The sequence below is a fragment of the Acidipropionibacterium thoenii DSM 20276 genome (assembly GCF_000423445.1).
Taxonomy (GTDB): Bacteria; Actinomycetota; Actinomycetes; order Propionibacteriales; family Propionibacteriaceae; genus Acidipropionibacterium; species Acidipropionibacterium thoenii.
Genome location: NZ_AUHZ01000017.1, coordinates 16,496 through 40,424 on the forward strand (window position 1 = coordinate 16,496; position 23,929 = coordinate 40,424).

Genomic DNA, 23,929 nt, shown 5'->3' on the forward strand with positions numbered 1-23,929 from the left:
TGGGCTTGGAGTCAGTCCGGGTCGGATCAAACTGGGTGGCGGATTCGGGAGTGCCGGTGGCGTTGTTCCCAGCGTCTTTGAGAACGGAGCCACCGGATGGCCTTGCGGTCTCCGTGCGATGCCGCCAGCCGGATCAGCCGGTGTCCCTCGCGTTCCTCTCCGAGATCGTTCTTCAGGGTCCCGAGGTTGAATGCGCTGAAGTAGTCCCCGGCGGCGATCCCCGCGGTGTAGGCGCCCGTGGCTCCGGCAGGGTCGCCGTGGCGCTCGAGGAGGTTGCCAAGTGGCAGTGACAGGATCTCGGCGCAGTCCTTCTCGGCAATCACCGTGCGCAGCAGGCGCACGGCGTCTCTGAAGCGATCGTGGTCCTCCAGCCAGTACGCGTAGTCGGAGGCGTAGGTGACATCCAGCTCAGCGAGGGCCGCGAGGGTCTCCTCCACGACGTCGTCATGGCACACCTGGATCCAGTAGGTCAGCGTGAGCTCCTTGAGGCGCAGGGTCTCTGGTGCAACCGGATCATCGCCCGGTTCTCGCGTGTGCCGTCGGGAGCGGACCTGGATCGCCGGGGCACGTTCGCCGAACTCCCACAGCCAGTTGGAGTAGCGCATCAAGCCGTCGATGTCGCCCAGCCGTGCGCTCTGGCGTAACGCCGAGAAGGACTCTCCCGGCCAGTCGACCTCGTCATAGGCCAGTGCCACGTTCCACCAGCCCTCACGTCGCCCCATCAGGATCTCGGAGGTGGCGTTGTCGAAGGCCTGCTCGAAGGTGGGATCGACGCCGTCGGCCTCCCGGGCATCGGCCTCCGGGTCCGGGTAGACGAACCGAACTCGCCGCTGGTCGTGTCTCATGGTGTCCTCTCGTCACTGCGCCCACTGTGTCGGCCCTCGGCATCGTGATCTGTGGTCGATCGCCGGCGACCACGCCTGAGGATCGACCGCAGGCCCGAGATGAGACGGAACGCAGCGGCCCTCAGTCCTCGGGAACGGTCTCCAGATCGGCCAGCCAGGCATCGGCCACCGCGTCGGAGGGCATCCGCCAGTCACCTCGTGGGGACAGCGACCCGCCGGCGACCACCTTGGGCCCGTTCGGCAACGTCGAGCGCTTGAACTGATTGGCCACGAACCGCCGCAGGAACAGCCTCGTCCACTCCTTGATATCGCTCAACGAGTACTGGTTGCGGTCCTCGGCCCGGAACCCCGGCGGCCACTCGCCGGCCGCGGCGTCGGCCCAGGCGTGATGGCTCATGAACACGATCCGGCTGGGTCGCAGGCCATGGCGCAGCAGGTGGAACAGGGTGAAGTCCTGCAACTCGTAGGGTCCGATCCGCGCCTGGGTGGACTGGATCTGCTCACCGGGGCGCGAGGGCACCAGCTCGGGGGAGATCTCGGTGCCCAGCACCGACTCCAGCACCTCGTCGGTGGCGGCATCGAACTGATCCGATGAGATGCACCAGCGGATCAGGTGCTGGATCAGCGTCTTGGGCACCCCGGGGTTGACGTTGTAGTGGCTCATCTGGTCGCCCACCCCGAAGGTGCACCAGCCCAGTGCCAGTTCCGACAGGTCCCCGGTGCCCAGCACGATCCCGCCGCGCTGGTTGGCGATCCGGAACAGGAAGTCGTAGCGAAGCCCCGCCTGCACGTTCTCGAAGGTGACGTCGTAGACCGGCTCCCCGTCGCCCGCCGGATGCCCCATCGCCTTGAGCATCTGGGTGGCGGCGGGCCGGATGTCGAGGATCTCGCAGGGCACCCCCAGCGCCTCGCACAGCGCCAGGGCATTGTTCCTGGTGTGGTCGCTGGTGGCGAATCCCGGCATCGTGAAGGCGAGGATGTCCGAGCGCGGCCGGCCCGCCTGATCCATCGCCTTGGCGGCGACCAGCAGCGCATGGGTGGAGTCCAGACCACCCGAGACGCCGATCACCACCTTCGATCCACCGATCGCCTCCAGTCGGCGTCGCAACCCGTAGACCTGGATGTTGTAGGCCTCGTAGCAGTCCTGCTCCAGCAGCGCCGCGTCGTTGGGCACGAAGGGGAACCGGCTGATCGCACGTTCCAGTCCGATATCGGTGTGCGGCGGATCGAGGGTGAAGTTCACGAACCGGTGGCCGAAGACCTCGCCCCGGCTGGTGGCCTGGGCATTGTCGTCGAAGGACCCCTGGCGCATCCGCTCCTGACGGATCACGTCCAGATCGACATCGGCCAGGCAGTAGCCGGGCTCCGGGTCGAACCGCGGGGTGCGCGCCAGCAGCTGCCCGCACTCGTAGATCATGGTCTGGCCGTCCCAGGACAGATCGGTCGAGGACTCGCCCGGTCCGGCGGCGGCGTACACATAGGCCTGCAGCTGCTTGGCCGACGCCGTTCGGCACAGCAGGTGCCGCTCGCGGGATCTGCCCACCGTGATCGGGGACCCCGACAGGTTCACATCGACGGTGGCTCCGGCCAGGGCGGCCTCGGCGCTGGGCGGGATCGGCACCCACAGGTCCTCGCAGATCTCCACGTGCAGCACCAGTCCGGGGACGTCGAGGGCGCGGAACAACAGATCGGTCCCGAACGGCACCTCGGTCGGGTTCTCCGGGTCCGACCAGTCCTCCAGGGCGGTGAGAGAGCCCCAGTCCTCGGTGCGGTCGGCGGCGGTCGCGAAGTGCCGCTTCTCGTAGAACTCCCGGTAGTTCGGCAGGTAGCTCTTCGGCACGACGCCGAGGATCCGACCCCGGTGGATCACCACCGCGCAGTTGTAGAGCCGGTTTCCCTGTCGCAGCGGGGCGCCGACGATGATCATCGGCAGCAGATCTGCAGAGGCCGCCCGAAGCTTCTCGATCGCCGTCAGGGTGGCCTCCAGCACGACGTCCTGGAGGAGCAGGTCGTCGATGTTGTAGCCGGTCAGGCACAGCTCGGGGAAGACCGCCACCGCGACCCCCCGGGAGTCCAGCTCGCGGGCCGTGGCGATGATGCCGGTGACATTGGCGGCCGGGTCGGCCAGGTGCACCTGGGTCGTGCAGGCGGCCACCCGGGCGAAACCCTGGTCATAGGCGGAGTGGAAGTTCACGCCCCCAGTCTGGCATCCCCGCCACCGGCAGGGGCGGACGCCACCGCGGGTCAGGTGCGGCTGTCGGCACTGGCGGGCTGCGCGGCGCCGGCCGGACCGGTGGCACCGGCATCCCCGCCGATGACGACCGCCACCTCCTCCGCCGACCCGATGATCTCCAGATCGACGCCGGTATCGGCTGCGATCGCCTCCAGCTGGGGCCAGTCGGAGGGCAGCGTCACAGGATCCGCCGCTGCGGAACCGGCAGAGGCCAGGGGGGAGGTGCGGAGGCGGGCGAGCACCACGGTGGCCGGGGCCCCGTCGGCAGCACCCTTCCACCGGCAGGTGAGTTGCCATCGGGGCCCGGCCAGAGCGGCCAGCTCCAGGCAGCTGCGGCGGAAGGCCTCCAGACGTCTCTCCTCGAGGCCGCGATGGTGGGAATGGGGATCTGGGGGCTGGGATCCGGGGCCGCCCTCCGCCGGCCTCTCGTCATCCCAGGAGGGATCCAGCTCGGACGGCGTCCCTGCGACCTCAGCCGGCGCCACGCTGCCAGTGATGAGGATCCTCGCGCCGCGGCGACGGGCCGCCCCGAAGGAGTCGGACATCCTCGTGCTCAGCACGCCGGGGGCGACCAGCAGGTCCCGGGCGGAGGCCTCCAGGACGGCGCACTCGCGGCGCATCGCATCGGTGATCGGAGCATCCCCGGCCAGCTTCTCCAGCATCTCCAGGGGTGCTCCGTTGACAGCCTCGAGACGCCGTGCGGCCTCCCGATGGACGGCCCTCGCACGGGTCCGGCTGCGGGTGCTGCGCAGCAGCTCGGAGTGGCTGGCATGAATGGACCTCAGGGCGCGATTCATATTGGCCGAGGCCCAGGCGGCAGCCCCGCTGAACATCAGTGGAAAGGCGAAGGAGGGGGCCCGACTGGTGGCCAGGACGACCGGGTTCTGGCCTGACAGCAGGGCGGCGCCGATGGTCATCACCGGCCAGCTGGCGACCACCAGCACCGGGATCCAGCGGGATCTGGTGCGCCAGGCGAGCGGGGTGAACACCGCCAGCCCGAAACCGATGAACCACTCCTGCCAGCCGAGCTCGGCAGTGGGCCGCAGGTTGGCCAGCATCATGGTCTGGAGCGCGACGGTGAGGATGACGATGGTGAGCGCCGCGGCGCGGCTGGGGCGGGGTCTGAGCTGACGGGACCGGGCCAGGCCGGGTGGCGGCCACCACAGCGCAGCGGCCACCATCACGAGGGTGCCCACCGCGCCGCCGGCCTGGACCGGCAGTGAGATGACCGGGCCGAGGGCGCGCAGACCCAGTGCCACCGAGATCAGCAGGCCGATTGACAGCATCACCATCGCCGCTCGGAAGGCCGGCAGGCTGTTCAGTCGCACCGGGTTGTGGACCTGAGGCCGCCACGACAGCTCGACGGCGGTGCCGCGGCCCGGCCGCGACCTGATCTCGGCCCATCCTCCGGCCAGCTCCATGGTGGAGCGGATCGAGGTGCGCAGGCCACGGCGCGACCGCGGCACGGCGGCCGGGTCGAAGCCGGCGCCGGTGTCACGGATTCGCAGTTCGCCGAGATCAGGGTCGAACCGCCCGGTGATGGTGACCTGCTGGACCCCGGCATGCTCGGCGACATTGGTCAGTGCCTGGACCCCCGCGGTCGCGAAGGCCTCGGCCTGCCGCGGCCCGGGCTCGCCGTGTATCTGGATCCGCGCCGCCAGGCCGAGGTTCTTCGCTGCTCCGGCCAGGATTCCAGCAAGACTCCCAGATTCCTCTCGCGGCCCCTCGACCACCTCTGAACCGGCGCTGGGCCAGGCCTTCACGGCCTTGCGGGCCAGGATGCGGGTGATCCGATCGGCGTCCGGGACCCCCTCACGGGCGGCACTGCCCAGGGCACCCAGCACGTAGTCGTGGATGATGGCGTCCCAGCGGTTGGACTCGGCGAGCTCCTCCTGGACGGTTGCCAGCCGCGCCGCCGACTTCTGCTGGGCGCGGTCGGCGTAGCCGGCGATCCGCACCATGGTGATCACCGACGTCCACCCCGCGATGATCACCATGCACATCACCGGGTTGTAGGCGGCATTGGCCCAGACGTCCCAGCTGGCCGGCAGACCGTGCTCCTGGGAGCCGGTGGCGCAGATGCAGATCAGCGTGGTGATGGCGGCTGCCCCGCGCCAGGAGAAGCAGGCCCACGAGACCACCATCGCGGTGAGCACCGCGTGGGATCCGGGGGAGAACACCATGTCGGGAGTGTTCTGCCATCGCAGCATCGCCATCACCGCCAGCGCCGCGCAGTAGAGGGTGTGGACCTGCTGGGCGCGAAGAGATGGTCGACGCCGCAGCACCGCCGCGCAGAACCAGCCCCCGGTGACGACCAGCAGGGGTACGTGGACGGCGATCATCCGCTGGTCACGAGGGGTGAGACGCCCGGCCTGCCAGTCGGCCACCGAACTCACCACGGAGAGCACGACGCCCAGCGCGATGGCCCAGGCGCTGATCACCGAGGCGGTGCGTTCAAGACCCTTCGGTAGCGGCTGAGGGGCCCAGAATCTGCGCACCCGTTCGGTCAGCGCCGCCGCCACCCGGGCGGCCCGGCTGCCAGGGTGGGGCTGGACGCCGGGCCGGTCGATGGTCACCGAGGGCCACCGCCACTCGGCGCCACCAGGCGTGCCGGTGCTCAGCTCTGAGCGATCTGGAAGTCCCACGTCCAGGCGTCCCTCAGTCCAGCTCGTCGATCCGGGGAGGGTTGGCGCCAGTCCGCGAGACCGTGATTCCCGCGATCGTGGCACACCGGTCCAGGATCGTCTCGAGGGTTCTCGGATCGATCCGGCGCAGCGCGTCACGGTGGTCTGCTCCCAGCAGCCCAGCGGACCACAGCCCGTCGATCAGGCCCGCCATGAAGGAGTCACCGGCGCCGACGGTGTCCACCACCGTCACTCGCTTGGCGCTCAGCCGTACCCCCAGCCCCGAAGCGGTGAGAGCCACCACGCCGTCGCCACCGCAGGTCATCACGACCAGCTTCGGGCCGAGGTCCAGCCAGCCGGCCAGCACCTCCTCGGGATCAGCCCCCTCCCCGATGTAGGCGAGGTCCTCATCGGACGCCTTGACGACATCCGCCAGCCGCACGAACCCCTCCACGGTCCGGCGGGCTGCGGCCGGGTCGGGCTGCAGATCGGGGCGGATGTTCGGGTCGTAGCTGATCGTGGAGACGGTGCGGGCCTCCCGGACCACCTCGCGGACCACGTCAACGCCGGGGGTGATCGCGGCGCCCAGCGATCCGGTGTGCACCACCGGACAGTTCGGCGGCAGGGTCACGGTGGGCAGCGACCAGTCCAGATCGAAGACGTACTGGGCCTGCCCGTCGGCGGCCACCGTGGCCGTGGCCGTGGAGGTCCTGGCCGCGCCCCGCGAGGGGCGGGCGACCTCGACCCCGTCGGCGGCCAGGTGGGCGTCGATGACCTCGCCGCGCTCGTCGGAGCCGAACCAGGTCGCCAGCTCCACGGTGCGTCCCAGCCGGGCCAACCCGATGGCCACATTCATCGGCGAGCCGCCGGGGTGCTCGGAGGCCGGCTGGCCCGGGCCGGTGACGATGTCGATGAGGGACTCGCCGATGACCAGAGCCGTCGGGCCGGGGGATACCTGCTGCTCTGTCATGGGTCCTCCTGGTGTCGTGTCAGACATGGATCGTGTGAGGTGGTGGGCCTCCGCCACGGCCCAAGTCTGCTCCAGCGCCCTTTGGGTTGTCCTCTCAGGGGTGTGTCAGACTGGCGTCTGACACGTGTCAGGCACCTGGCGCTCACGATCCCGGAGGACCCATGCAGCAGACCGCCGATCCGCTCTCGGCCGCAGACCGTGGGGTGGTGCGGATGCGAGTCACGCGCAACGACCGCTGGTACCCGCTGGTCCACATCGCCGCGCGGGCGGGGTGGATCAACGACCCCAACGGGCTGGTCCACCTGTCAGGTCGCTATCACGTGTACTTCCAGCACAACCCCTTCGGCTCGCAGTGGGGACTGATGCACTGGGGGCACGTCTCCAGCGCCGATCTCGTGCACTGGCGCCACGAGCCGATCGCGCTGGCCCCCGAGCTGGAGGCCGAGAGCGACGGCGTCTTCTCCGGTTCGGCGGTCGCGCTGCCCGACCGGCATGGGATCGCCGTGCTCTACACCGGACACCGCTGGCTGGCCCCGGGCCTGGCACGGCAGGTCCAGTGCCTGGCCACCTCCACCGACGCGACGACCTTCGTCAGGCACGGGGTGGTCATCGAGCCTCCCGAGCAGATGACCGACTTCCGGGATCCGAAGGTGTGGCGGACCGGGAACCGCTGGTACCTGGTGCTGGGCGCATCCCCGCTCGACCCCGCCGACGGGCGTCGCCACGCCGAGGTGTGGCTGTACAGCAGCGACCTGCAGGGCCCCGGAGCGCTGCGGCGCTGGCGCTTCGAAGGGGTGCTGTACCGCAGCCCCATCGATGAGGTCTTCATGGCCGAGTGTCCAGACTTCTTCCCGCTCGGGGACCGCTGGGTGCTGTCCTACTGCGCGATGGGCACTCACCCCCACGGCTATCTCGACAGGAACGTCAACAACGCCCGCTATGTGGTGGGCGAATGGGCCCCCGGCCGGGCCTTCACACCGGTCACCGGCGAGTTCCCGTGCGACTGGGGGCACAGCTACTACGCCCCGCAGACCATGCAGTCTCCTGACGGACGTCGGCTGGTGTGGGGGTGGATGGGCTCCTTCGGCAGGCCGGAACCGGTCTCGCAGAGCGACGGCTGGTGCGGTCAGCTCACCGTGCCCCGAGAACTGGACCTGGGGCCGGGGGACGCCGTGCTGACCCGTCCGGTCCGAGAGCTGACGGCGCTGCGACGGTCCACCTGCGGCCTCGGCCCGATCACCGTGCCGGCGAACACCGAGAGGTCGCTGGCCGCAGACATCCCCGGCGCCGCCGAGATCGAGCTCAGCCTCGACCTGGCGCACAGCGACGCCGAGCGCATCACGCTGGCCGTGCACCGGACCCCGGACGGCCACCAGACCCTGGTCGTCTGGGACGGCCAGTCGGGGAGGGTCCACCTGGACCGGGGCAGTTCCGGAGCCGGCGACCGCGGCAGCCGCAGCGCCCCGTGCGCCCCCGATGCCGACGGCCTGCTGAGGCTGCGGATCGTCCTGGACCGGGGCTCGGTGGAGGTCTTCGTCGGCGATGGCGACCAGGTCATCTCATCGATGGTCTATCCGCCCGAGGGGCCGAGGGCAGCCGCGATCTGCGCAGAGTGTGGTGATGCCCGGATCACCGCGCTGCGGATCCACCATCTGGACGCCATCTTCTGAGCCTGCCGCGGGCTCGGCCGCACCACGCCGTGCCCGGCGGGTCCGATGTGCTGTGGACCGGCGATGGATTGTTGGTGTCGTGGGCCGGGCGCGGAAAACTATGGTCCATGGCAACTCTCGTCTTCCTCCACGCCCACCCCGACGACGAGTCCTCATCCACTGCCGGCACGATGGCGCGCGCCACATCGAGAGGTGACCGCGTCGTCCTGGTGGTGGCCACCGACGGGGCGTGCGGTGAGACGGCCGCCGATGCGGTCGCCGGGGAGTCGGTCGCAGCGCGTCGTTGCCGGGAACTGGAGGCCTCTGCGCGCACCCTCGGGGTGGCACGGGTGGAATGGCTCGGCTACCACGACTCCGGGATGACCGGCTGGCCGCAGAACCACGCTCCGGGCTCCTTCATGGATGCCGACCCCCATCAGGCGGGACGCCGACTCGCCGACATCCTCGATGAGGAGGACGCCGACGCCCTGATCGGCTACGACTGGCACGGCAACTACGGACATCCCGACCATGTGATGGTGCACCACGTGACATGGGCCGCGGTGGAGGCGGCGGCCCGGCGTCCCCGGGTGCTGGAGGTCTCGATCAACCGCGACCACCAGGCCAGGGCGGCCAGGCTGGCGCGCTCGCGGGGCCTCACCCAGAAGATGCCCGACCCGATCATGCCCGGCGATGACGGCAACCTCATCGGCACCCCGGAGGTGGACCTGCGCTGGGCCGTCGATGTCCGCGATCTGGCCCAGCTCAAGCGTGCCGCCCTGCTCTGCCACGCCAGTCAGGCCACCGACATCACCGCCTTCACCTCCCTGCCCGATGATCTGTTCGCCGACGTCTTCGGCTGGGAGTTCTACCGCGAGCCGGGCGTCGACGGCCTGCTCCAGGTCGCCTGGCCCTTCGAGGGCGCACCGTGGCCCGGCGCCCCCTCGCGGTGCACCTGCGCGGACGCCGGGCGTCCACTGCCCGGCGACGAGCCCGACGGGACCTCCGACGTGCTGCCAGCCGGGAGAGTGGACGGGGCATCGGCGGGGCAGCTCTCGTGAGGGTCGATCCGGTCGGCGGGGAGTCGGCCCGGGTGGGCCGGGCCGCCGCCGCGCTGGTGCTGTCGGCGGCGCTGTGCGGCATCCTGTGGGGGATCTGCCTGGGGATCTGGACGGCGACCGGGTCCGACATCTCGGGGTCGGGTTCCGGCCTGCCGGTGCGGGGCTGGTTCAACGGTCTGCTGATCGGACTGCTGTGCGGCTGCGGGGTGGCGGTGGTCTGCCTGCTGCCGGTGCTGTTGTGCGCCGGCCTGGGTGGCTCCCGGTTGGTGGGGCGCCACCGGCGCGCTCAGCTGGCCGGCCTGGTGGTCGCCCTGGTCGGCCTGGCGGTGGCTCTCATCGGCCAGTACTGGATCGTCGAGACCTGGTCGGTGATCCTTCAGATCAGCTGGCCGGCGGCCGTGCTGGCGGTGCTTCTGGGGGTGATCGGGGGCCCCTTCGCCGTCGAGGGTCGGTTCGGTCGGGTGCGGGGCTGACAGGGGTGGTCCGGGGGCACCGGCCGGCAGCGGAATTGCCGGCTGCCGCCCCGGGACGTCGCTAATCTTGGCGCCATGAGTGCAACCGATCCATCCACCGGCGGAGCATCCGGACCGCGCCTCGCTCCCGGTTCCGGGCCGACCATTCCGCCGGTGCTGTTCTGGGGCACCCGGGTCGCACTGGTGCTGGTCGCCGTGCAGTTGGTGCTCGGGATCCTGATGCTCAACGGCTCCTGGAGTCTCATCAACCTGCACGCCGGGCTGGGCTATGCCGCCACCCTGGCGGCCGTCCTGGCGGCGATCTCCGCGATCGTGTGGCGGCGGGCCGGCGGTGCCAACGGTCTGATGCTCCACGCCGTCTCGATCCCGATCCTGATGATCATCCAGATCGGGCTGGGCGAGGCCGGGGTCAGATGGGTCCACGTGGTACTGGGCTCTCTCATCCTGATCGGCCTGATAGGGCTGCCGATGAGCCTGCGCTCCCGATCCCGCAGGCCGTAGGATCCGGCCGGGCCGGCACAGACACTGGGAGTGGAGTTCGACCCCTCCCCGACAGGAGGTGGGACGTGGACAGGAGGGTGACCTCCCAGGATGTCGCGAAGGCTGCCGGGGTGTCTCGCAGCGCCGTCTCCCTGGTGCTCAACGGTCGAGCGGAGGGGGCGATCTCGGCCGCCAACCAGAGGGCCGTCCGGCGCGCCGCCGAGAGGCTCGGATACCGACCCAACCAGGTGGCCCGCAGCCTGCGCGACCAGACCACCCACAGCATCGGCGTGGTCACCGACTCCATCGTCACCGGCTCCTTCGGCGGCGCGATGATCGCGGGCGCGACGACCCGGGCCGCACGAGACGGCTACATCCTGCTGGTCGTCAACGCCGAACGGGTGCCGCGAGCCGAGGCCGAGGCCATGGAGACGCTGCTCGGCCGCCAGGTCGATGCCCTGGTCTACGCCGCCGAGGGACTGCACGGGTGGACGCCGCCCGAGCTCTTCCTGGCTGAGCACAACATCCTGCTGGACGCCTTCGCCACCGATGGCGGGGCCACCGGGGTGGTTCCCGACGAGGTGGCGGGAGGCTACCGGGCGGCCCGGATGCTGCTGGACGCCGGTCACCGCGACATCACGGTGCTGGCCGGTACTCCCGATGTCGAGGCAACTGGTCGGCGGCTGGCCGGGTGCCGAAGGGCGATGGGGGAGGCCGGGTTGACCAGCCGCCAGGTGACCTGCGGTTGGGAGATCGACGTCGGCCTGGCGGTGGGGACCCGGGTGCTGTCGGCCGAGGACCGGCCGACCGGCATCATCTGCGCCAATGACCGGGCGGCGGCCGGAGTGGTGCTGGCGGCCGCACGGCTCGGGCTCGGTGTACCCGAGGATGTCTCGATCGTCGGCTATGACGATGACCAGAACGTCGCTCCCCAGTTGGGGCTGAGCACCATCAGGCTGCCGCATCGCCAGATGGGGGAGACGGCGATGGATCTGCTGATCGGCTCCCTGCGCGGCGTCGACCTGCCCCGCGGCGAGGTCCTGGTGGACACCCCTGCGGTGTTGCGGTCCTCGGTGGGTACCCCGAGCCGCTGAGCCCACGGATCAGCCGAGGCAGTGCACCTCGGCGTCTCCCTCGATGGTCCACACGGAGGCCTCAGAGGGATAGATGCGGGTGGTGAAGGTGTCCCCGTCGGGGTCGAAGATCTCCACCAGGGAACCGTCCACCAGCAGCCGGGTGCCCGCCGGCAGATCGAGGTGCGGGCCCGTTTCCGAACCGGTCCCGGGCCGGCCGGTGGGGTCGGTCGCCGAGCAGGACAGCCGTGCCCCGGAGCCGACCGCCACCTCGAAGGAGGGCTGCTCGACGGCCCGCCAACTGCCCACCAGGAGCCCCGAGCGCTGTGTCAGGTACTCGGGGGCTGGGCGGCTCGCCAGCTTGCCGCCTCGCAGTGTCAGTTCGCGCGGGGTGGTCAGGGTGCCGGCCCAGCCGTGGGCGTCCAACCATTGCGTGGACCGGCCCAGCTCATCGGACCAGGCCCACATCAGGATCCGGCCGTCGTCGTCGAGCAGCTGGGGGGCGTAGAAGGCCGGACCACTGTCCAGCACCCCGCCGTCGACCGCGGTGAAACGTGGCCCCTGGGCGGTGACGACCAGATCTCCGGTCATCCAGCTCACTGCCGTGGGCCGTTCGTTCAGCAGCGAGATGACCAGCAACCATCGGTCGCCGATCCGGACCAGGTTGGGGCACTCCCAGATGGCGGCATCGGCGACCCTGGCGGCCACCGGGTCGTCGGCGCTGATGAGCGGTCCGAGCAGCTTCCAGTGCCGCAGGTCGGTGGCGTCGTGGACCAGCACCCGGGGCGTCGAGGACGGACCCCCGAATCCCTGCAGGATGTAGCGGTGTCCCTCGATCCACACCACGTACGGGTCACGGGTCTCGGCATCGGCCGGCCCCTGCCTGCCCGCGCTGGGCTCACTGGCCGGCGTCCAGCGGGTCAGCGTGGGGTCCCCGGTGGCGGTCAGCGCGACGGCGTCGCGCGGATCGTCGGCCAGGGCGGTGTAGCACAGCGTGGGGACGCCGCCGTCGATCGTGCAGGAACCGCTCCAGCAGCCCGCGGCGTCCGGCTGGCCGGGCCGCGGTGCCAGCGCGACGGGCTCGTGACGCCAGTGCACCAGGTCCGTCGAGGACGAGTGGCCCCAGTGGATCTGGCCGTGACGGGGCGCCGACGGGTTGTACTGGTAGAACACGTGCCAGCGGCCGTCGACGTGGCAGAGCCCGTTGGGGTCGTTGACCCAGCCCTGCTGCGCGCGGACGTGCAGCCGCGGGAAGGCGGGATCGATCACTTGACGGCTCCGGCGGTGAGGCCCTCACGCAGCGGACGCTGCCCGAAGATGAAGACGATGAGGGCCGGAATCATGGACAGCACCACGCCGGCCAGGACCGTGGACATCGAGCCGGTGCCCAGCCTGCCCTGCAGGCTCACCAGACCCAGTGGCAGGGTGAAGTTCTGCTCGCTGATGGTCATGATGAGAGGCCGGAAGAACTCGTTCCAGATGCCGTTGAAGGCGAGGATGCCGACCACCGCCAGACCTGGCACCGACAGCGGCAGGTAGATGGAGCGGAAGGTGCGCCACGGTGACGCTCCGTCCACCTGGGCGGCCTCGGTGAGACTCTCCGGGATGCCCATGAAGTTCTGGCGCATCAGGAAGGTGCCGAAGGCAGTCGGGATGGCCGGCAGGATGAGCGCCCACAGGGTGTCCGACAGGCCCATGCTGCGGATGATCATGAAGACCGGGACGATGGTCACCTGCATCGGGATCATCATCGTGGCGAGGACGATGCCGAACAGCAGGCTGGAGCCGCGGAACCTGAGCCTGGCGAAGGCGTAACCGGCCAGTGCGGCGGTGAACATCTGGCCGATGGCACACAGCCCGGTGACCAGGGTGGAGTTCCAGAACAGCCGGATCACGTCGACCTGGCTGAAGACGTCGCGGAAGGCCGTCAGACTCAGTGTGCGCTGACCCAGCGAGTCGGTCGGGGTGAGGGAGACCACCAGGGTCCAGATCACCGGACCGAGGGTGAGGAACAGGGCGATCAGCAGGACGACGACGCGTCCCACCAGGGAGGCCGAGATGCGATGATGCACGGCCGCCACGGGCTTGTCGACATTGGAAGACATCACTGGCCTCACATGTAGAAGACGAACTTGCGGGAGAGCTTGAACTGGGCCCAGGTGGCCAACATGATGATCACCATCAGGACCAGGCCGATGGCCGCCGCCAGACCGAAGTGGAGTTCGGTGAAGGCCGACTGGTAGATCACCATCACCGCCGTGCGGGTGGCGTCGCCGGGGCCCCCTCGGGTCAGCACGTAGGGCTGATCGAAGATCTGCAGGGCCGAGATGATCGCCATCACCGAGGCGACCAGCATCGTCGGGCTCACCAGCGGCAGGGTGATCCGGACGAACTGGCTCCACCCCGAGGCCCCATCGATCGAGGACGCCTCGTAGACATCGGTGGGGATGGAGGACAGCCCCCCGATGAACAGCAGGAAGGTGAAGCCGAAGTTCTGCCAGACGTAGACCAGGACGATGACCACCATGGCCCCGGCGGCGGTGGTGAGCCATTTCACCGGTCCCAGCCCGACCAGGGCCAGCATCTTGTTGACGGTGCCGAAGTCCTCGTTGAACAGGTAGCTCATGATGAGCGACACCGATGCCGCCGAGAGGATGAGCGGGAAGAAGAATGCCGACCGGAGGAAGCCGCGCAGCCAGCCGGGCATCTTGGTCTGGAGGAGGACGGCCAGCCCGAGGGCGACCACCAGCTGCAGGATCACCGCGACGACGACGAATCCGAAGGTGTTGAGGAAGGAGACCCGGATGGTCGGATTGGTGGCGATCGTCTGGAAGTTCCGGAGGCCGACGAATCTCGGCGCCGAGATGATGTCCCAGGAGAAGAAGGCGAGCACGATCGAGGCGGCCATCGGAATCAGTGTGAACAGCGTGATGCCGATCACGGTGGGGGCCAGGAACCAGGCGGCCATCCGTCCCTGGGCTCGTCGGTTCTGATCCTTGAAGGTGGTCGCCCGCTCGGGGTGCACTGTGACCGGGCGGCCAGGGGTGAGGGTGGAGGCGGTTGCTGACATGGGGCTCACTCTCCTGCCAGGGCCAGTTCGAGATCGCGCTGGAGAGTACCCAGTGCGACCTTGACGTTCTTGCGGGAGCCGGTCACGGCATTGACGACGTTCTTGATGAGGGCGGTCTCCACGGCGGCCTCCTGCGGCGGTGCGGGGATGGGGGCGGTGGTGGGGAACTTGTCGAGGGTGTCGTAGAAGGCCTGCCAGTGGGTGGGGCCGGCGTCCTGGTACAGCTCGGTGTTGTAGGAGCGCCGGGCGCTGCTGGAGTCGGGGTGCTTCTGGGCGATCCTCATGCCGTCCTTGGAGACGCAGAACTTCAGCCACTCCCAGCCGGCGTCCTTCATCTTCGACGACCTCATGATGGCGTAGCCCGCAGCGCCGAAGGACTGCTGCTGGGTGGTCCTGCGGGGGAAGTAGGCGACGTCGTAGTCGGTCCTGCGCATGCCGGCCTGCTGGAGTCCGTAGACCCAGTAGCCGCCGGCCGGGGTCATCCCGATGACGCCTTGGGAGAACCGGCCGACCAGCTCGTTGCCACCGCCCTGCACCGGGGAGGAGGCGAGATTCTCGGCGATGAGATCCTGGATGTACTCGAAGGTGTCGACGACCTTGGGGTCCTCGGCGTTCGGCTGCTCCCAGCGGAACCCGCCGGAGCGGCCGGTCTGACGGGGGTAGAACTGCTTCCACAGCCACTCGCCGCCGGAGAACCGTTCGGGCTTGATGAAGTTCGTGTTGTTCGTGTAGAGCCACGGCACGACTCCGCCGAACAACCGGTTGGTCCAGAAGAAGGGGCGGAAGGAGCCGGTCGCCGACTTCCTCATGCTGGCGATGTAGCTGCGGAAGTCGTCCCAGGTCCAGTCGGTCGCGGGGTAGTCCAGCTCGGCTCGCTGCATGGCCTTGGAGGACATGTAGATATTCGCCGCGTTCCAGCTCAGCGGGAGCTGGAACAGGTTGCCCTTGTACATGAACGATTCGATGAGCGAGGGGTGGACGTCGTCGAAGAACTCCTGCATGTCCGCCTTGTCGCGCATCACGTACTCGTCGAGCGGGTAGGCGAGCCGGTCGGCGAACAGCTGGGTGCCCTCGGTGGCGACCATCACCACGTCAGGGGCGGTCCCGGCGGCCACCAGGGTGAGGATCTTGGCGAAGAAGTCGCTCCAGTCGGCGCCCTGGATGGGCGTGATGCGCACCGGGATGTCCGGGTGCACCTTGTTGAACGCGTCGATCAGGCCCTGGTTCGCGGCCGCGTCCTGGGCCGTGCCGTTGATGGCGATGGACAGGGCATTGGTGTTCCGGCCCGGGATGTCCAGACCGGAGAGGCGTCGCCAGGACAGTCCGGTGCCGACAGCGGCGGCACCACCCAGCCCGATGAACGCTCGTCGAGAAAGCGTTGGCATCTGAAAGTCTCCTCATTGAGTACCTAACACGTGTGAGGCTAAGGCGTGCGAAACCCGGTGTCAATACTTCTCGGAGACTTCTCGGAGATGTCGTGGCGATCGGATCGACCCCTCGCGCCGGCCCCTTCTGGGGCGGTGGCGGGGGTCGTTTCGGGGGCCGTGACGGGCGTTGTGTGGGGCATGGTGTCCCGGCCGGCTCGTCAGTCGGCGATGGCTGCGGTCCGTGCCCCGATGACCCTGATGAGGTCGGCGGGGGCCAGCTCCACCGACAGGCCCCGTCGCCCGCCGGAGACCAGCATCACGTCGTGGTCCAGGGCCGAGGAGTCCACGCAGGTCGGCAGTCTCTTCTTCTGACCGAGCGGGGAGATGCCTCCGACGATGTAGCCGGTGGCCCGCTGGGCCACCTCCGGATCGGCCATCGTCGCCTTCTTGGCCCCCATCGCCGAGGCGAAGGCCTTGAGATCCAGCATTCCCGAGACCGGCACCACGGCCACCGCCAACGGCGACCGCACCCCCGACCCCTCCAGGTGGACCACCAGGGTCTTGAACATCACCTCGGCCGGGAAGCCCAGTTGGGCGACCCCTTCCTCGCCGTAGTGCCGATTTCCCGGATCATGCTGGTAGGCGTGCAGGACATGAGCGACCTTGGCCCGGGCGAGGGCCTTGGTGGCCGGGGAGGCGGCGTCGGAATGGGGCATGTCACAAGGGTATTCGGGTCAGTTGGTGGACGGTGTCCACCGGGCGGACCCGGGCGCTGTTCGGCCGAGTCGGTGCAATAGGCTGATTCGGCCCTCCGTGGCCGCAGGCCCGGAGATGATCGCGACAACTACCTGGGGGCCACCACATGACGCAGACCGAGCAACCCATCGACGGATGCCGGAGCCGCTACCACCACGGCTGCCTGCGCGAGGCGCTGGTCGAGGCCGGTATGGAGCTGGCTCGCTCCGGCGGCTCCGATGCGGTCGTGCTCAGGCAGGCGACCCGGCTCACCGGCGTCTCCCCCAATGCCGCTTACCGGCACTTCGCCAATCGCGAGGAGCTGCTCGACGAGGTCGCGGTGGCGGCCACCCGGCGGTTGGCCGGGGCGATGAATGAGGCCGTGCTGCGGGCCCGTGCGGAGTTCTCCGACGACGAGCCCGTCAGGCGTGCCACCGAGGTGATCGTGGCCGCCTGTCGGGCCTGCATCCGCTTCGCCCTCGACGAGCCCGGCTGGTACGAGGTGTGCTGCGCCCGCTCCGACGACAGCGTGCGGGCCTATTTCGGGGACGCCGGCCCCCGCGATCTGGGCGGTTGGCCGCTGGGCCAGGCCGGCCCCGGCGGGGTGTCCGACTCCGCCGCATGGCCGGCGCATCCGGCCACCGTTCCGGAGGTCCTGAGATCGGTGATCGCGCTGCCCGAGGGGCTGACCTGGTCACCTGAGACCAAGCCCGAGGGTATCGAGCTGGCACTGCGATCGACCCTCTACGGATTCTGCCTGCTCGCCACCACCGGGACCATGCGACTGGGCGACCATGACCAGCAGGCCGGCCGGATGATCAGTGTGATTCGCGCCATGGTCTCCGGCGCGATCCGGCGGTGAGCCTCGACACCTCCCACCGCCAGGTACTCAACCTGGCGGTGCCCGCCTTCCTGTCGCTGGTGGCCGAGCCGCTGTTCCTGATGGGCGACTCGGCGGTGATCGGCCACGTCGGAACCGACCAGCTGGCCGGCATGGGGGTGGCCTCCACGGTGCTGTCGACCGTCACCGGATTGTTCATCTTCCTGGCATATGCCACCACCGCGACCAGCGCCCGGCGGATGGGCGCCGGAGACCTCGAGGGGGCCGCCCAGGCCGGGATCGACGGCGTCTGGCTGTCGGTGGTGCTCGGGGTGGTGGCCGCACTGACGCTGACCCTGGGCGCCCCGGCGATCGTCTCCTGGTTCGGTGTGGCGCCCGGCCCGGCGTCCTCGGCGGTGAGCTACCTGCGGATCGCCGGATGCGGGGTGCCTGCGATGCTGGCGACGATGGCCGTCACCGGTGTGTTGCGCGGGTTCCAGGACACCCGTACGCCGCTGGTGGCCACCGTGATCGCCTTCACGGCGAACATGGCCCTCAACATCTGGTTCGTGATCGGGCTGGGGTGGGGGATCGCGGGCTCGGCCTGGGGGACGCTGGTCTGCCAAATCGGGATGGCCCTGGCCCTGGTGATCGTCTTCGTGGTGAGGACCCGGGGGACCGGGGTCTCGATGCGGTTCCAGACCATGGGGGTGTTCGCCTCGATGCGCGACGGCCTTCCGCTGCTGGTCCGCACCATCGCGTTGCGGGCGGCGCTGCTGCTGACCACCTGGGTGGCGGCCGGGCTGGGAGTGGTGGCACTGGCGTCATTCCAGGTGACGATGACGGTGTGGGGCTTCCTCACGATGGCTCTGGACGCCCTGGGCATCGCCGGGCAGGCGCTCACCGGAGCCGCACTGGGAGCCGGTCGGAAGGAGCAGACCCGCCAGATCACCCGGCTGATGGTGCGCTGGGGGGCCTGGGTGGGGGTGGGCCTGGGAGTGCTGGTGGTGGCGGTGCACCGGGTGCTGCCGATGGCCTTCAGCCCCGATCCCGATGTCCGGGCGGCGATCGCCGCCGGGCTGATCGTCATCGCGGTGAGCCAGCCGTGGTGCGGGGTGGTCTTCCTGCTGGACGGGGTGCTGATCGGGGCCGGGGACGGCCGCTGGCTGGCCGGTGCCCAGGTGGTGATGCTGGTGGCCTATCTTCCGATGATCCTGGCGGTGTGGTGGGCCGGGCCGAGCGGGGCCGCCGCAGTGGTGTGGCTGTGGGTCGCCTTCACCGGATTCATGGTGGTGCGAGGGCTGTTGCTGGGCTGGCGGGAGCGGGGAGACGCCTGGATGCGGGTCGGGGTGTGAGAGTCGGCGGCGCGAGGGGGATGGTGATGCGCGAATTACTCCGCAGACGGCGGTTCCTGCAGTCGTGGGTGCACAGACCCCCGTCTGCGGAGTAATTCGCGCACGCATTCGCGGCGACCCGGTGCGTGGGAGAGGATTGAGTGGTGGACGCCACCCCGAGATTCGACTACCAGGTCGGTGCCGCTCCCGCGATCGAGGAGCTGATGGCGCTGTACGCGGCCGTTGGGTGGAGCGGGTACACCGACCACCCGGAGAAGTTGGCCGCGATTCTGCCCGGGTCGAGCTGGTTCATGACGGCCCGTTGCCGGCACCTGCTGGCCGACGATGCGGCGATCCGTCGGAGAGCTTCCGGAGCCCCGCCATCCGTGCCGACGCAGTCGGGCGCCTCGCTGTCCGTCGCGACGCGGTCGGGAGCCCCGCTGCCCGTCGCGACGCGGTCGGGAGCCCCGCACCACCCCGGCCGGCTCGTCGGGCTGGTGAGAGTGGTCTCCGACGGCTGTTCGGTGGCCCTGGTCCAGGATCTCCTGGTGGCTCCGGCCTTCCAGCGTTGCGGAATCGGCCGTCGGCTGCTGGATGCGGCGATGACGCGGTTCGCCGATCTGCGCCAGGTCGTGCTCATCACCGATGACGAACCCGCCACCAGGGATTTCTACCGGGCCTGCGGCCTGTCGACGCTGGCCGAGACCCAGGGTCTGGGCTTCATCCGGTACAACCTCTCAGCCTGATCCCTGCCAGGTAGGCGCGGCCGTCGCGCCGAGGGGGTCGGCGACGTGCGGGGGAGGGTGATGCGCAAATTACTCCGCAGACGGGGGTCTGTGCACTCACAGCTGCAGGAACCCCTGCGTGCGGAGTGATCTGTGCACTCACAGCTGCAGGGACCCCTGTCTGCGGAGTGATCTGTGCGCTCACAGCTGCAGGGACCCCTGTCTGCGGAGTGATCTGCGCACCCACAACTGCAGGAACCCCTGTCTGCGGAGTGATCTGCGCACCCAGGACTGCAGGAATCCCTGTCTGGGGAGGGATCTGCGCACGTGGTCGCGGCGACCGGGCCACTCACCGGAAGGGGACGTGGACGGCATCCAGCCCGTCGTAGCGCTCCGGGGCACTGGTGAGGACGATGACCTGATTGCTGCGCGAGCCGGTGGCCACCTCCTTGAGCACCCGGGCGGTGCGCACCCGGTCGGAGTAGACCAGCGCGTCGTCCAGGATCACCGGGACACCGTCGGCGGGATCCACCAACTGGGCGGTCGCCAGCCGGACCACCAGGCCGAGCTGCTCCTTGGCGCCGGTGGACAGCTGGTCCCAGTCCAGCCACGCCCCGTTGAGCAGTCGCTGGGTGACCGTGAGGGAGTCGTCGACATGGACGGCCAGGTCGCCTCCGAAGACGGCGCGCCCCAGTCTCTCGATCTCGCGGGTGAACGGTTCTCGATACCGCCGGTGCTCCTCATCGCGGTGCCGGATCAGGGTGTCGTGGAGCAACCTGGCGGCCTCCGCTCGGCGAGTGAGCGCCGTGGTCTCGATCCCGGCCCGGTGCAGCCTGCCTGCCAGCTCGTCGCAGGTGTCCTGGCGCCCCTCCCGGTCCAGCCCCCGCAACTGGCCGGTGAGCTCCGCCCGGTGGGACTTGGCCAGGGCGAGCCTCTCGGTGGCGCGGGAAAACCTCCGGGCGGACCCCTCGGCAGCCTCTCGCACCTCCTCGGGGGCATGATCTGCCAGCTCCTGGGTGGCGCGTTCGAGGTGATCGGCAGCGTCGTGATGAGCCTGTGTCGCGGCTCGGGCGTTCTCGGCGAGATCCTCATCGCTGATCTGACGGCGGGACTCGGCCAGTCTGGATTCCAGCCGATCGACCAGCTCGTGAACGGCCCTCAGGGTGGACTCCGCCCCGGAGGCGCTCGCCTTGGCCTGGCCACGACGCTCCGAGACGGTGTCGCGGGCCGAGCGGGCGGTCTTCTCCTCCAGCTCCGAGGCCTCCAGTTCGGACTCGGTGGCGGCGACCTGCTCATCGGCCCGGGACAGCGACTGGGGCAGATCCTCGGTGTCGACCGGCACCGAGGCGGCGACGATCTGGTCGCGCAGCTCCATGATGTGGGCCAGGGTGACCTCCTCACCGAGATCCGAACCCACCTCCGTGCCGGCCTCGGCAAGCTCGCGGGACAGCCGCTTGCGCAGATCCTTGACAGCGGCCTGGTCGCGGCGACGCTTGTCCAGCAGGTCCCGCGCCTGCTCGACCGAGGCGGCCCCGATCGGTTCCAGAGCCTTGGCCAGGGCAGCCTCGGCATCCTGGACCTGCCGGGCAAGATCGTCGACATCGGAGGCCGGCGTCACCGTGATCCGCCAGGCCCGGTCGATCTCGACGGTGGTCGATCGGTCGATCGGCCGGTCGATCCGCTGATCCTGAGCTGCTCGATGGTCCTCCGCGCCGGTGGTCTCTGATCCGCTCCCGGCTTCGGGAGCCGCCAGCAGCACCCCGTCGACAGTCAGTTGCGGTGCCTGATCGCTCAGCCGGGTCAGCGTCATCCGCGGGCTGGCGCTGTCCAGCCGGATCCGGGCCTCGGTGAGGGTCTTCTCGGCCGTGTCCGCCGACGTGATGGCGGCGCTGCTGGCCGGATTGGAGGCCACCTCGCCCTCGGCCTTCCGAAGCTCGCTCTGCAGGGTGCTGAGCCGGGAGATCAGCTGGTCGAGACGGTCCAACCGGGCACGATCGCGCAGCGCGGCCGCCCGACGTCTGGCCTCCTCCCAGGCTGTTCGGTCTCGCCGGACCTGGTCGTCGGCTGCCCGCCAGGCCCGGTCGGCCTCGGCGTACTCGGCCTCCACCTGGTCGACCGCGGCGAGCGCCTCGGAGGCCGCCGCGCCGGCGGTCTGCTCCTGCTGGCGCGCCTCGGCCAGCTCCCGGACCGCCGCGCTCCTGTCGTCACGAGCCCGCACGACACCGTCAAGGTCGCGCCGGGCGTCCTTCTCGGCCCGGGCGGCCTCAGTGGCGGCGCGCTCCACAGCCTCCAGGGCGGTGAGATCGGCGGCGTCCCGATCCGCCTGCACCCGCAACCCGCCGACCACCTTCTGCTGGGCCTCGAGGTCCTCCCGGGTGGCCTCCAGGTCTGCGACGACGGAGTCGACCTCGGCCACCTTCTGCTGGGCCCCGAGGTACTCCGTCTGCAGGGCGTCGAGTTCCTCAGTGGCGGCCTTGAGGGCCTTGCCCGGCTTTCCGGTGGGCGTCCAGTACTGCTCGTACTCGTGCTGGACGGCGGCCAGCAGACTCTCCCCGTCACGATCAGCACCGGTCGCAGATCCGGGGTCGGGGGTGGCGACGTCGTCGGTGGACTGGTGGCAGACCGCCCGGTCCAGGGCGGTGGTGAGGGCTGTGGAGGATCGCAGCGAGAAGGCCTCCAGGCTGCCGGCCTGCATCAATCGCAGCGCACGCCACAGCGTGTCGTCGGTCCCCTTCCAGATCGTGGCCATCGCATCAGTGGCCTCCTCGCCGGTGAGGATCTGCCCGCTCCGCGGCCCCGACAGGAACTCCAGGCGGGCCTGGGGTTGGCAGAGGAACTGCTTGGAGTGGCGCAGCCGCACTCCGCCGACGGTCATCTCGGCCTCCACCACCACGGGCAGATCGGTGCCGTAGGGCTGGGCCTGACGCACCCGGGTGGCCTTCGAACCGGCCTTGAGACGGGAGTCCAGCAGGAGGTCCAGAGCCTCGACCATGGAGGTCTTGCCGACCTCATTGAGCCCCTCGGCGATGACCAGGCCGGAGTCGGGAAGGGTGAGGGTGCGCGACGAGATGGACTTGAAGTTCTCGACGTGGAGCCGGTGGAGTCTCATCGGCCGGCCCCCGTGACGCTGATCTGGTCGGTGAGGCGACGCAGCAGGCCCAGGGCGTCGGCGGCGGTCGATGCCGTGGGCGGCGGGCTGGAGGTGGTGGGGCCAGATGCCGCTGAGCCGGTGCTGGTGAGGCCGGGCCCCGAGCCAGCCGGGCTCGCCCACTCGGTGAGCTCCTGTGCCGCCGAGGCCGCCCAGCTGGGAAGATCCAGCCCGGCCAGATCCTCGGTGTCGGGCAGCACCACCAGATCGTGGCGGTCCTCGCTGGGTTCCAGACTGGCGAAGTTCTCCGCCTGGGAGTCGAGAACCGACTCCAGCCGGGCGTTCTGGGAGACCGTCAGACCACCGTGCAGGTCGTAGCGGATGATGGTCCGGGCCGGGTCGTCGAAGCTCGCGAGCTCGGCCGCCAGAGCGTCGACATCCTCCTCGGTCGACATCTGACGACTCACCCTGGCGTGCAGCCAGCGCCCCACCGGCAGGGCGGTGGCGCGCACCCTGTCCTCGTCGATCTCGACGAGATCGACGCTGCCGCGACCCGGATCGGTGAACCGGGTGGTCTCCTGGGTGCCGCAGTAACGGATCGGCGAGGACGGGTCCTCGGGCCAGCGGATGTGCCGGTCGCCCAGAGCGACGTAGCTCAGCAACCCGTCGGCCACCGCGGCATCCAGGGCCGCCTTGTCGATGACGACCTCCCCGGCGTCCTGGCCCGACAGGCCGGGGAGCTGGCCGTGGGCGACCAGGATCCGCATGACGTCCGCGTCCAGTTCGCCTCTCTCGGAGCGTTCGGCGAGCTCGTCGAGCGCCGGGGCCACCGGATCGGCCGAGGGGTGCCGGGATCTCAACGGGACGCCGATGATCTCGACAGCGCCGCCGGAGCCGCTGCTGCCGGCGCCATCGGCTGACGCCGAGCAGTCGATCCGGATCGGGGCCGAGTCGCGCAACACCGTGACATTGTCGGGGCAGGCCTGCACGAAGTCGGCCCGGTCCCAGATGCAGCCGGGCTCCAGAGAGTCGTGGTTGCCGGGCAGCAGGAGGACCGGCAGGCCGATCGAGGCCATCGCACTGCAGGCCCTCGAGATCACCTGACGGGACACGTTCTGGGTCTCGAAGACGTCGCCGGCGACCAGCACGAAGGCACAGTGACGGTCCCTCGCCAGCTCACCCATCCGGCGCACGGCGTCGATCCGATCGGAGCTGAAGCGGGCCTGGGGGTCGTCCTCGGCGCCGCGACGGCGTGCCAGGTAGTGCCTCGTCATGCCGAGCTGCCAGTCCGAGGTGTGCAGGAATGTCAGGGTCATCGGGCCCTCCTCGATGGGTCGAGGATCACTCTAGAGAAGGGCACCGACAACTCCTCGCGGCCGGGG

General features: G+C 69.8%; 19 protein-coding genes. 8 read left to right on the plus strand and 11 right to left on the minus strand.

Annotated features, from left to right (window positions below; translation table 11 throughout):
• Positions 1-26 precede the first annotated feature (26 nt).
• The 4 genes from G554_RS0107210 to G554_RS0107225 all read right to left on the minus strand — a co-directional run bounded on the left by G554_RS0107210 (position 27) and on the right by G554_RS0107225 (position 6,672).
• Positions 27-845 carry a hypothetical protein gene (locus tag G554_RS0107210; protein ID WP_027587379.1) on the minus strand — a complete coding sequence of 273 codons (819 nt, stop codon included), beginning with the start codon at positions 843-845 and terminating at the stop codon, positions 27-29.
• A 121-nt stretch (positions 846-966) separates the two neighbouring features.
• Positions 967-3,039 carry an NAD(+) synthase gene (locus G554_RS0107215; protein WP_027587380.1) on the minus strand — a complete coding sequence of 691 codons (2,073 nt, stop codon included), beginning with the start codon at positions 3,037-3,039 and terminating at the stop codon, positions 967-969.
• A gap of 50 nt (positions 3,040-3,089) precedes the next feature.
• Positions 3,090-5,723, minus strand: a complete 2,634-nt coding sequence (locus G554_RS0107220) for a sensor histidine kinase (RefSeq protein ID WP_154654210.1) — start codon at positions 5,721-5,723, stop codon at positions 3,090-3,092.
• A gap of 13 nt (positions 5,724-5,736) precedes the next feature.
• Entirely contained in the window at positions 5,737-6,672 is a 936-nt protein-coding gene (locus tag G554_RS0107225) for a carbohydrate kinase family protein (protein WP_027587382.1), read from the minus strand.
• A gap of 161 nt (positions 6,673-6,833) precedes the next feature.
• Here G554_RS0107225 and G554_RS0107230 point away from each other — a divergent pair, with 161 nt between their 5' ends.
• From G554_RS0107230 to G554_RS0107250, 5 genes are all read left to right on the plus strand, one after another.
• Positions 6,834-8,342: a glycoside hydrolase family 32 protein gene (locus tag G554_RS0107230; RefSeq protein ID WP_051232663.1), complete on the plus strand. Its 1,509-nt coding sequence runs from the start codon at positions 6,834-6,836 to the stop codon at positions 8,340-8,342.
• A gap of 107 nt (positions 8,343-8,449) precedes the next feature.
• Complete coding sequence (locus G554_RS15255) at positions 8,450-9,382, plus strand: PIG-L deacetylase family protein (protein WP_084648389.1); 933 nt, start codon at positions 8,450-8,452, stop codon at positions 9,380-9,382.
• Positions 9,379-9,855 carry a hypothetical protein gene (locus G554_RS15260; RefSeq protein WP_051232664.1) on the plus strand — a complete coding sequence of 159 codons (477 nt, stop codon included), beginning with the start codon at positions 9,379-9,381 and terminating at the stop codon, positions 9,853-9,855. Before G554_RS15255 ends, G554_RS15260 begins: the two co-directional genes overlap by 4 nt.
• A gap of 75 nt (positions 9,856-9,930) precedes the next feature.
• Entirely contained in the window at positions 9,931-10,356 is a 426-nt protein-coding gene (locus tag G554_RS0107245) for a hypothetical protein (RefSeq protein WP_051232667.1), read from the plus strand.
• 65 nt (positions 10,357-10,421) lie between these two features.
• The gene (locus G554_RS0107250; RefSeq protein ID WP_027587385.1) at positions 10,422-11,429 is read left to right on the plus strand and encodes a LacI family DNA-binding transcriptional regulator; all 1,008 of its coding nucleotides are present in this window, start codon (positions 10,422-10,424) and stop codon (positions 11,427-11,429) included.
• Between the two features lie 9 nt (positions 11,430-11,438).
• On the opposite strand, the gene G554_RS0107255 is transcribed toward G554_RS0107250, so the two are convergent.
• The 5 genes from G554_RS0107255 to ybaK all read right to left on the minus strand — a co-directional run bounded on the left by G554_RS0107255 (position 11,439) and on the right by ybaK (position 16,561).
• On the minus strand, positions 11,439-12,677 hold the full coding sequence (locus tag G554_RS0107255) for a glycoside hydrolase family 32 protein (protein ID WP_027587386.1): 1,239 nt from the start codon (positions 12,675-12,677) through the stop codon (positions 11,439-11,441).
• Complete coding sequence (locus tag G554_RS0107260) at positions 12,674-13,513, minus strand: carbohydrate ABC transporter permease (protein ID WP_051232669.1); 840 nt, start codon at positions 13,511-13,513, stop codon at positions 12,674-12,676. Before G554_RS0107260 ends, G554_RS0107255 begins: the two co-directional genes overlap by 4 nt.
• A gap of 8 nt (positions 13,514-13,521) precedes the next feature.
• Entirely contained in the window at positions 13,522-14,478 is a 957-nt protein-coding gene (locus G554_RS0107265) for a carbohydrate ABC transporter permease (RefSeq protein ID WP_084648391.1), read from the minus strand.
• 5 nt (positions 14,479-14,483) lie between these two features.
• On the minus strand, positions 14,484-15,863 hold the full coding sequence (locus G554_RS0107270; protein WP_027587389.1) for an extracellular solute-binding protein: 1,380 nt from the start codon (positions 15,861-15,863) through the stop codon (positions 14,484-14,486).
• Between the two features lie 200 nt (positions 15,864-16,063).
• Positions 16,064-16,561 (minus strand): Cys-tRNA(Pro) deacylase, encoded by a 498-nt coding sequence (gene ybaK, locus G554_RS0107275; RefSeq protein ID WP_027587390.1) that lies wholly within the window; start codon positions 16,559-16,561, stop codon positions 16,064-16,066.
• A gap of 146 nt (positions 16,562-16,707) precedes the next feature.
• On the opposite strand from ybaK, the gene G554_RS0107280 reads away from it, so the two are divergent.
• The 3 genes from G554_RS0107280 (at position 16,708) to G554_RS15265 (ending at position 19,480) form a co-directional block, all read left to right on the plus strand.
• Positions 16,708-17,442: a TetR/AcrR family transcriptional regulator gene (locus tag G554_RS0107280; RefSeq protein ID WP_027587391.1), complete on the plus strand. Its 735-nt coding sequence runs from the start codon at positions 16,708-16,710 to the stop codon at positions 17,440-17,442.
• Complete coding sequence (locus G554_RS0107285) at positions 17,439-18,755, plus strand: MATE family efflux transporter (RefSeq protein ID WP_027587392.1); 1,317 nt, start codon at positions 17,439-17,441, stop codon at positions 18,753-18,755. Before G554_RS0107280 ends, G554_RS0107285 begins: the two co-directional genes overlap by 4 nt.
• Positions 18,756-18,898: 143 nt before the next feature.
• Positions 18,899-19,480 carry a GNAT family N-acetyltransferase gene (locus G554_RS15265; RefSeq protein ID WP_245569991.1) on the plus strand — a complete coding sequence of 194 codons (582 nt, stop codon included), beginning with the start codon at positions 18,899-18,901 and terminating at the stop codon, positions 19,478-19,480.
• A 328-nt stretch (positions 19,481-19,808) separates the two neighbouring features.
• Here G554_RS15265 and G554_RS15270 read toward each other — a convergent pair whose 3' ends face one another.
• Both G554_RS15270 and G554_RS15275 read right to left on the minus strand, forming a co-directional pair.
• Positions 19,809-22,568 carry an AAA family ATPase gene (locus tag G554_RS15270; protein WP_036925002.1) on the minus strand — a complete coding sequence of 920 codons (2,760 nt, stop codon included), beginning with the start codon at positions 22,566-22,568 and terminating at the stop codon, positions 19,809-19,811.
• Entirely contained in the window at positions 22,565-23,863 is a 1,299-nt protein-coding gene (locus G554_RS15275; RefSeq protein ID WP_036925003.1) for a metallophosphoesterase family protein, read from the minus strand. The genes G554_RS15270 and G554_RS15275 overlap by 4 nt, the downstream gene beginning before the upstream one ends.
• Between the last annotated feature and the right edge of the window lie 66 nt (positions 23,864-23,929).

Coding starts and splice junctions, on each gene's coding strand:
- G554_RS0107210 (WP_027587379.1), bottom strand. CDS start 845: ATGAGACACGACCAGCGGCGAGTTCGGTTCGTCTACCCGGACCCGGAG.
- G554_RS0107225 (WP_027587382.1), bottom strand. CDS start 6,672: ATGACAGAGCAGCAGGTATCCCCCGGCCCGACGGCTCTGGTCATCGGC.
- G554_RS0107230 (WP_051232663.1), top strand. CDS start 6,834: ATGCAGCAGACCGCCGATCCGCTCTCGGCCGCAGACCGTGGGGTGGTG.
- G554_RS15255 (WP_084648389.1), top strand. CDS start 8,450: ATGGCAACTCTCGTCTTCCTCCACGCCCACCCCGACGACGAGTCCTCA.
- G554_RS0107245 (WP_051232667.1), top strand. CDS start 9,931: ATGAGTGCAACCGATCCATCCACCGGCGGAGCATCCGGACCGCGCCTC.
- G554_RS0107260 (WP_051232669.1), bottom strand. CDS start 13,513: ATGTCTTCCAATGTCGACAAGCCCGTGGCGGCCGTGCATCATCGCATC.
- G554_RS0107265 (WP_084648391.1), bottom strand. CDS start 14,478: ATGTCAGCAACCGCCTCCACCCTCACCCCTGGCCGCCCGGTCACAGTG.
- G554_RS0107270 (WP_027587389.1), bottom strand. CDS start 15,863: ATGCCAACGCTTTCTCGACGAGCGTTCATCGGGCTGGGTGGTGCCGCC.
- ybaK (WP_027587390.1), bottom strand. CDS start 16,561: ATGCCCCATTCCGACGCCGCCTCCCCGGCCACCAAGGCCCTCGCCCGG.
- G554_RS0107280 (WP_027587391.1), top strand. CDS start 16,708: ATGACGCAGACCGAGCAACCCATCGACGGATGCCGGAGCCGCTACCAC.
- G554_RS15270 (WP_036925002.1), bottom strand. CDS start 22,568: ATGAGACTCCACCGGCTCCACGTCGAGAACTTCAAGTCCATCTCGTCG.
- G554_RS15275 (WP_036925003.1), bottom strand. CDS start 23,863: ATGACCCTGACATTCCTGCACACCTCGGACTGGCAGCTCGGCATGACG.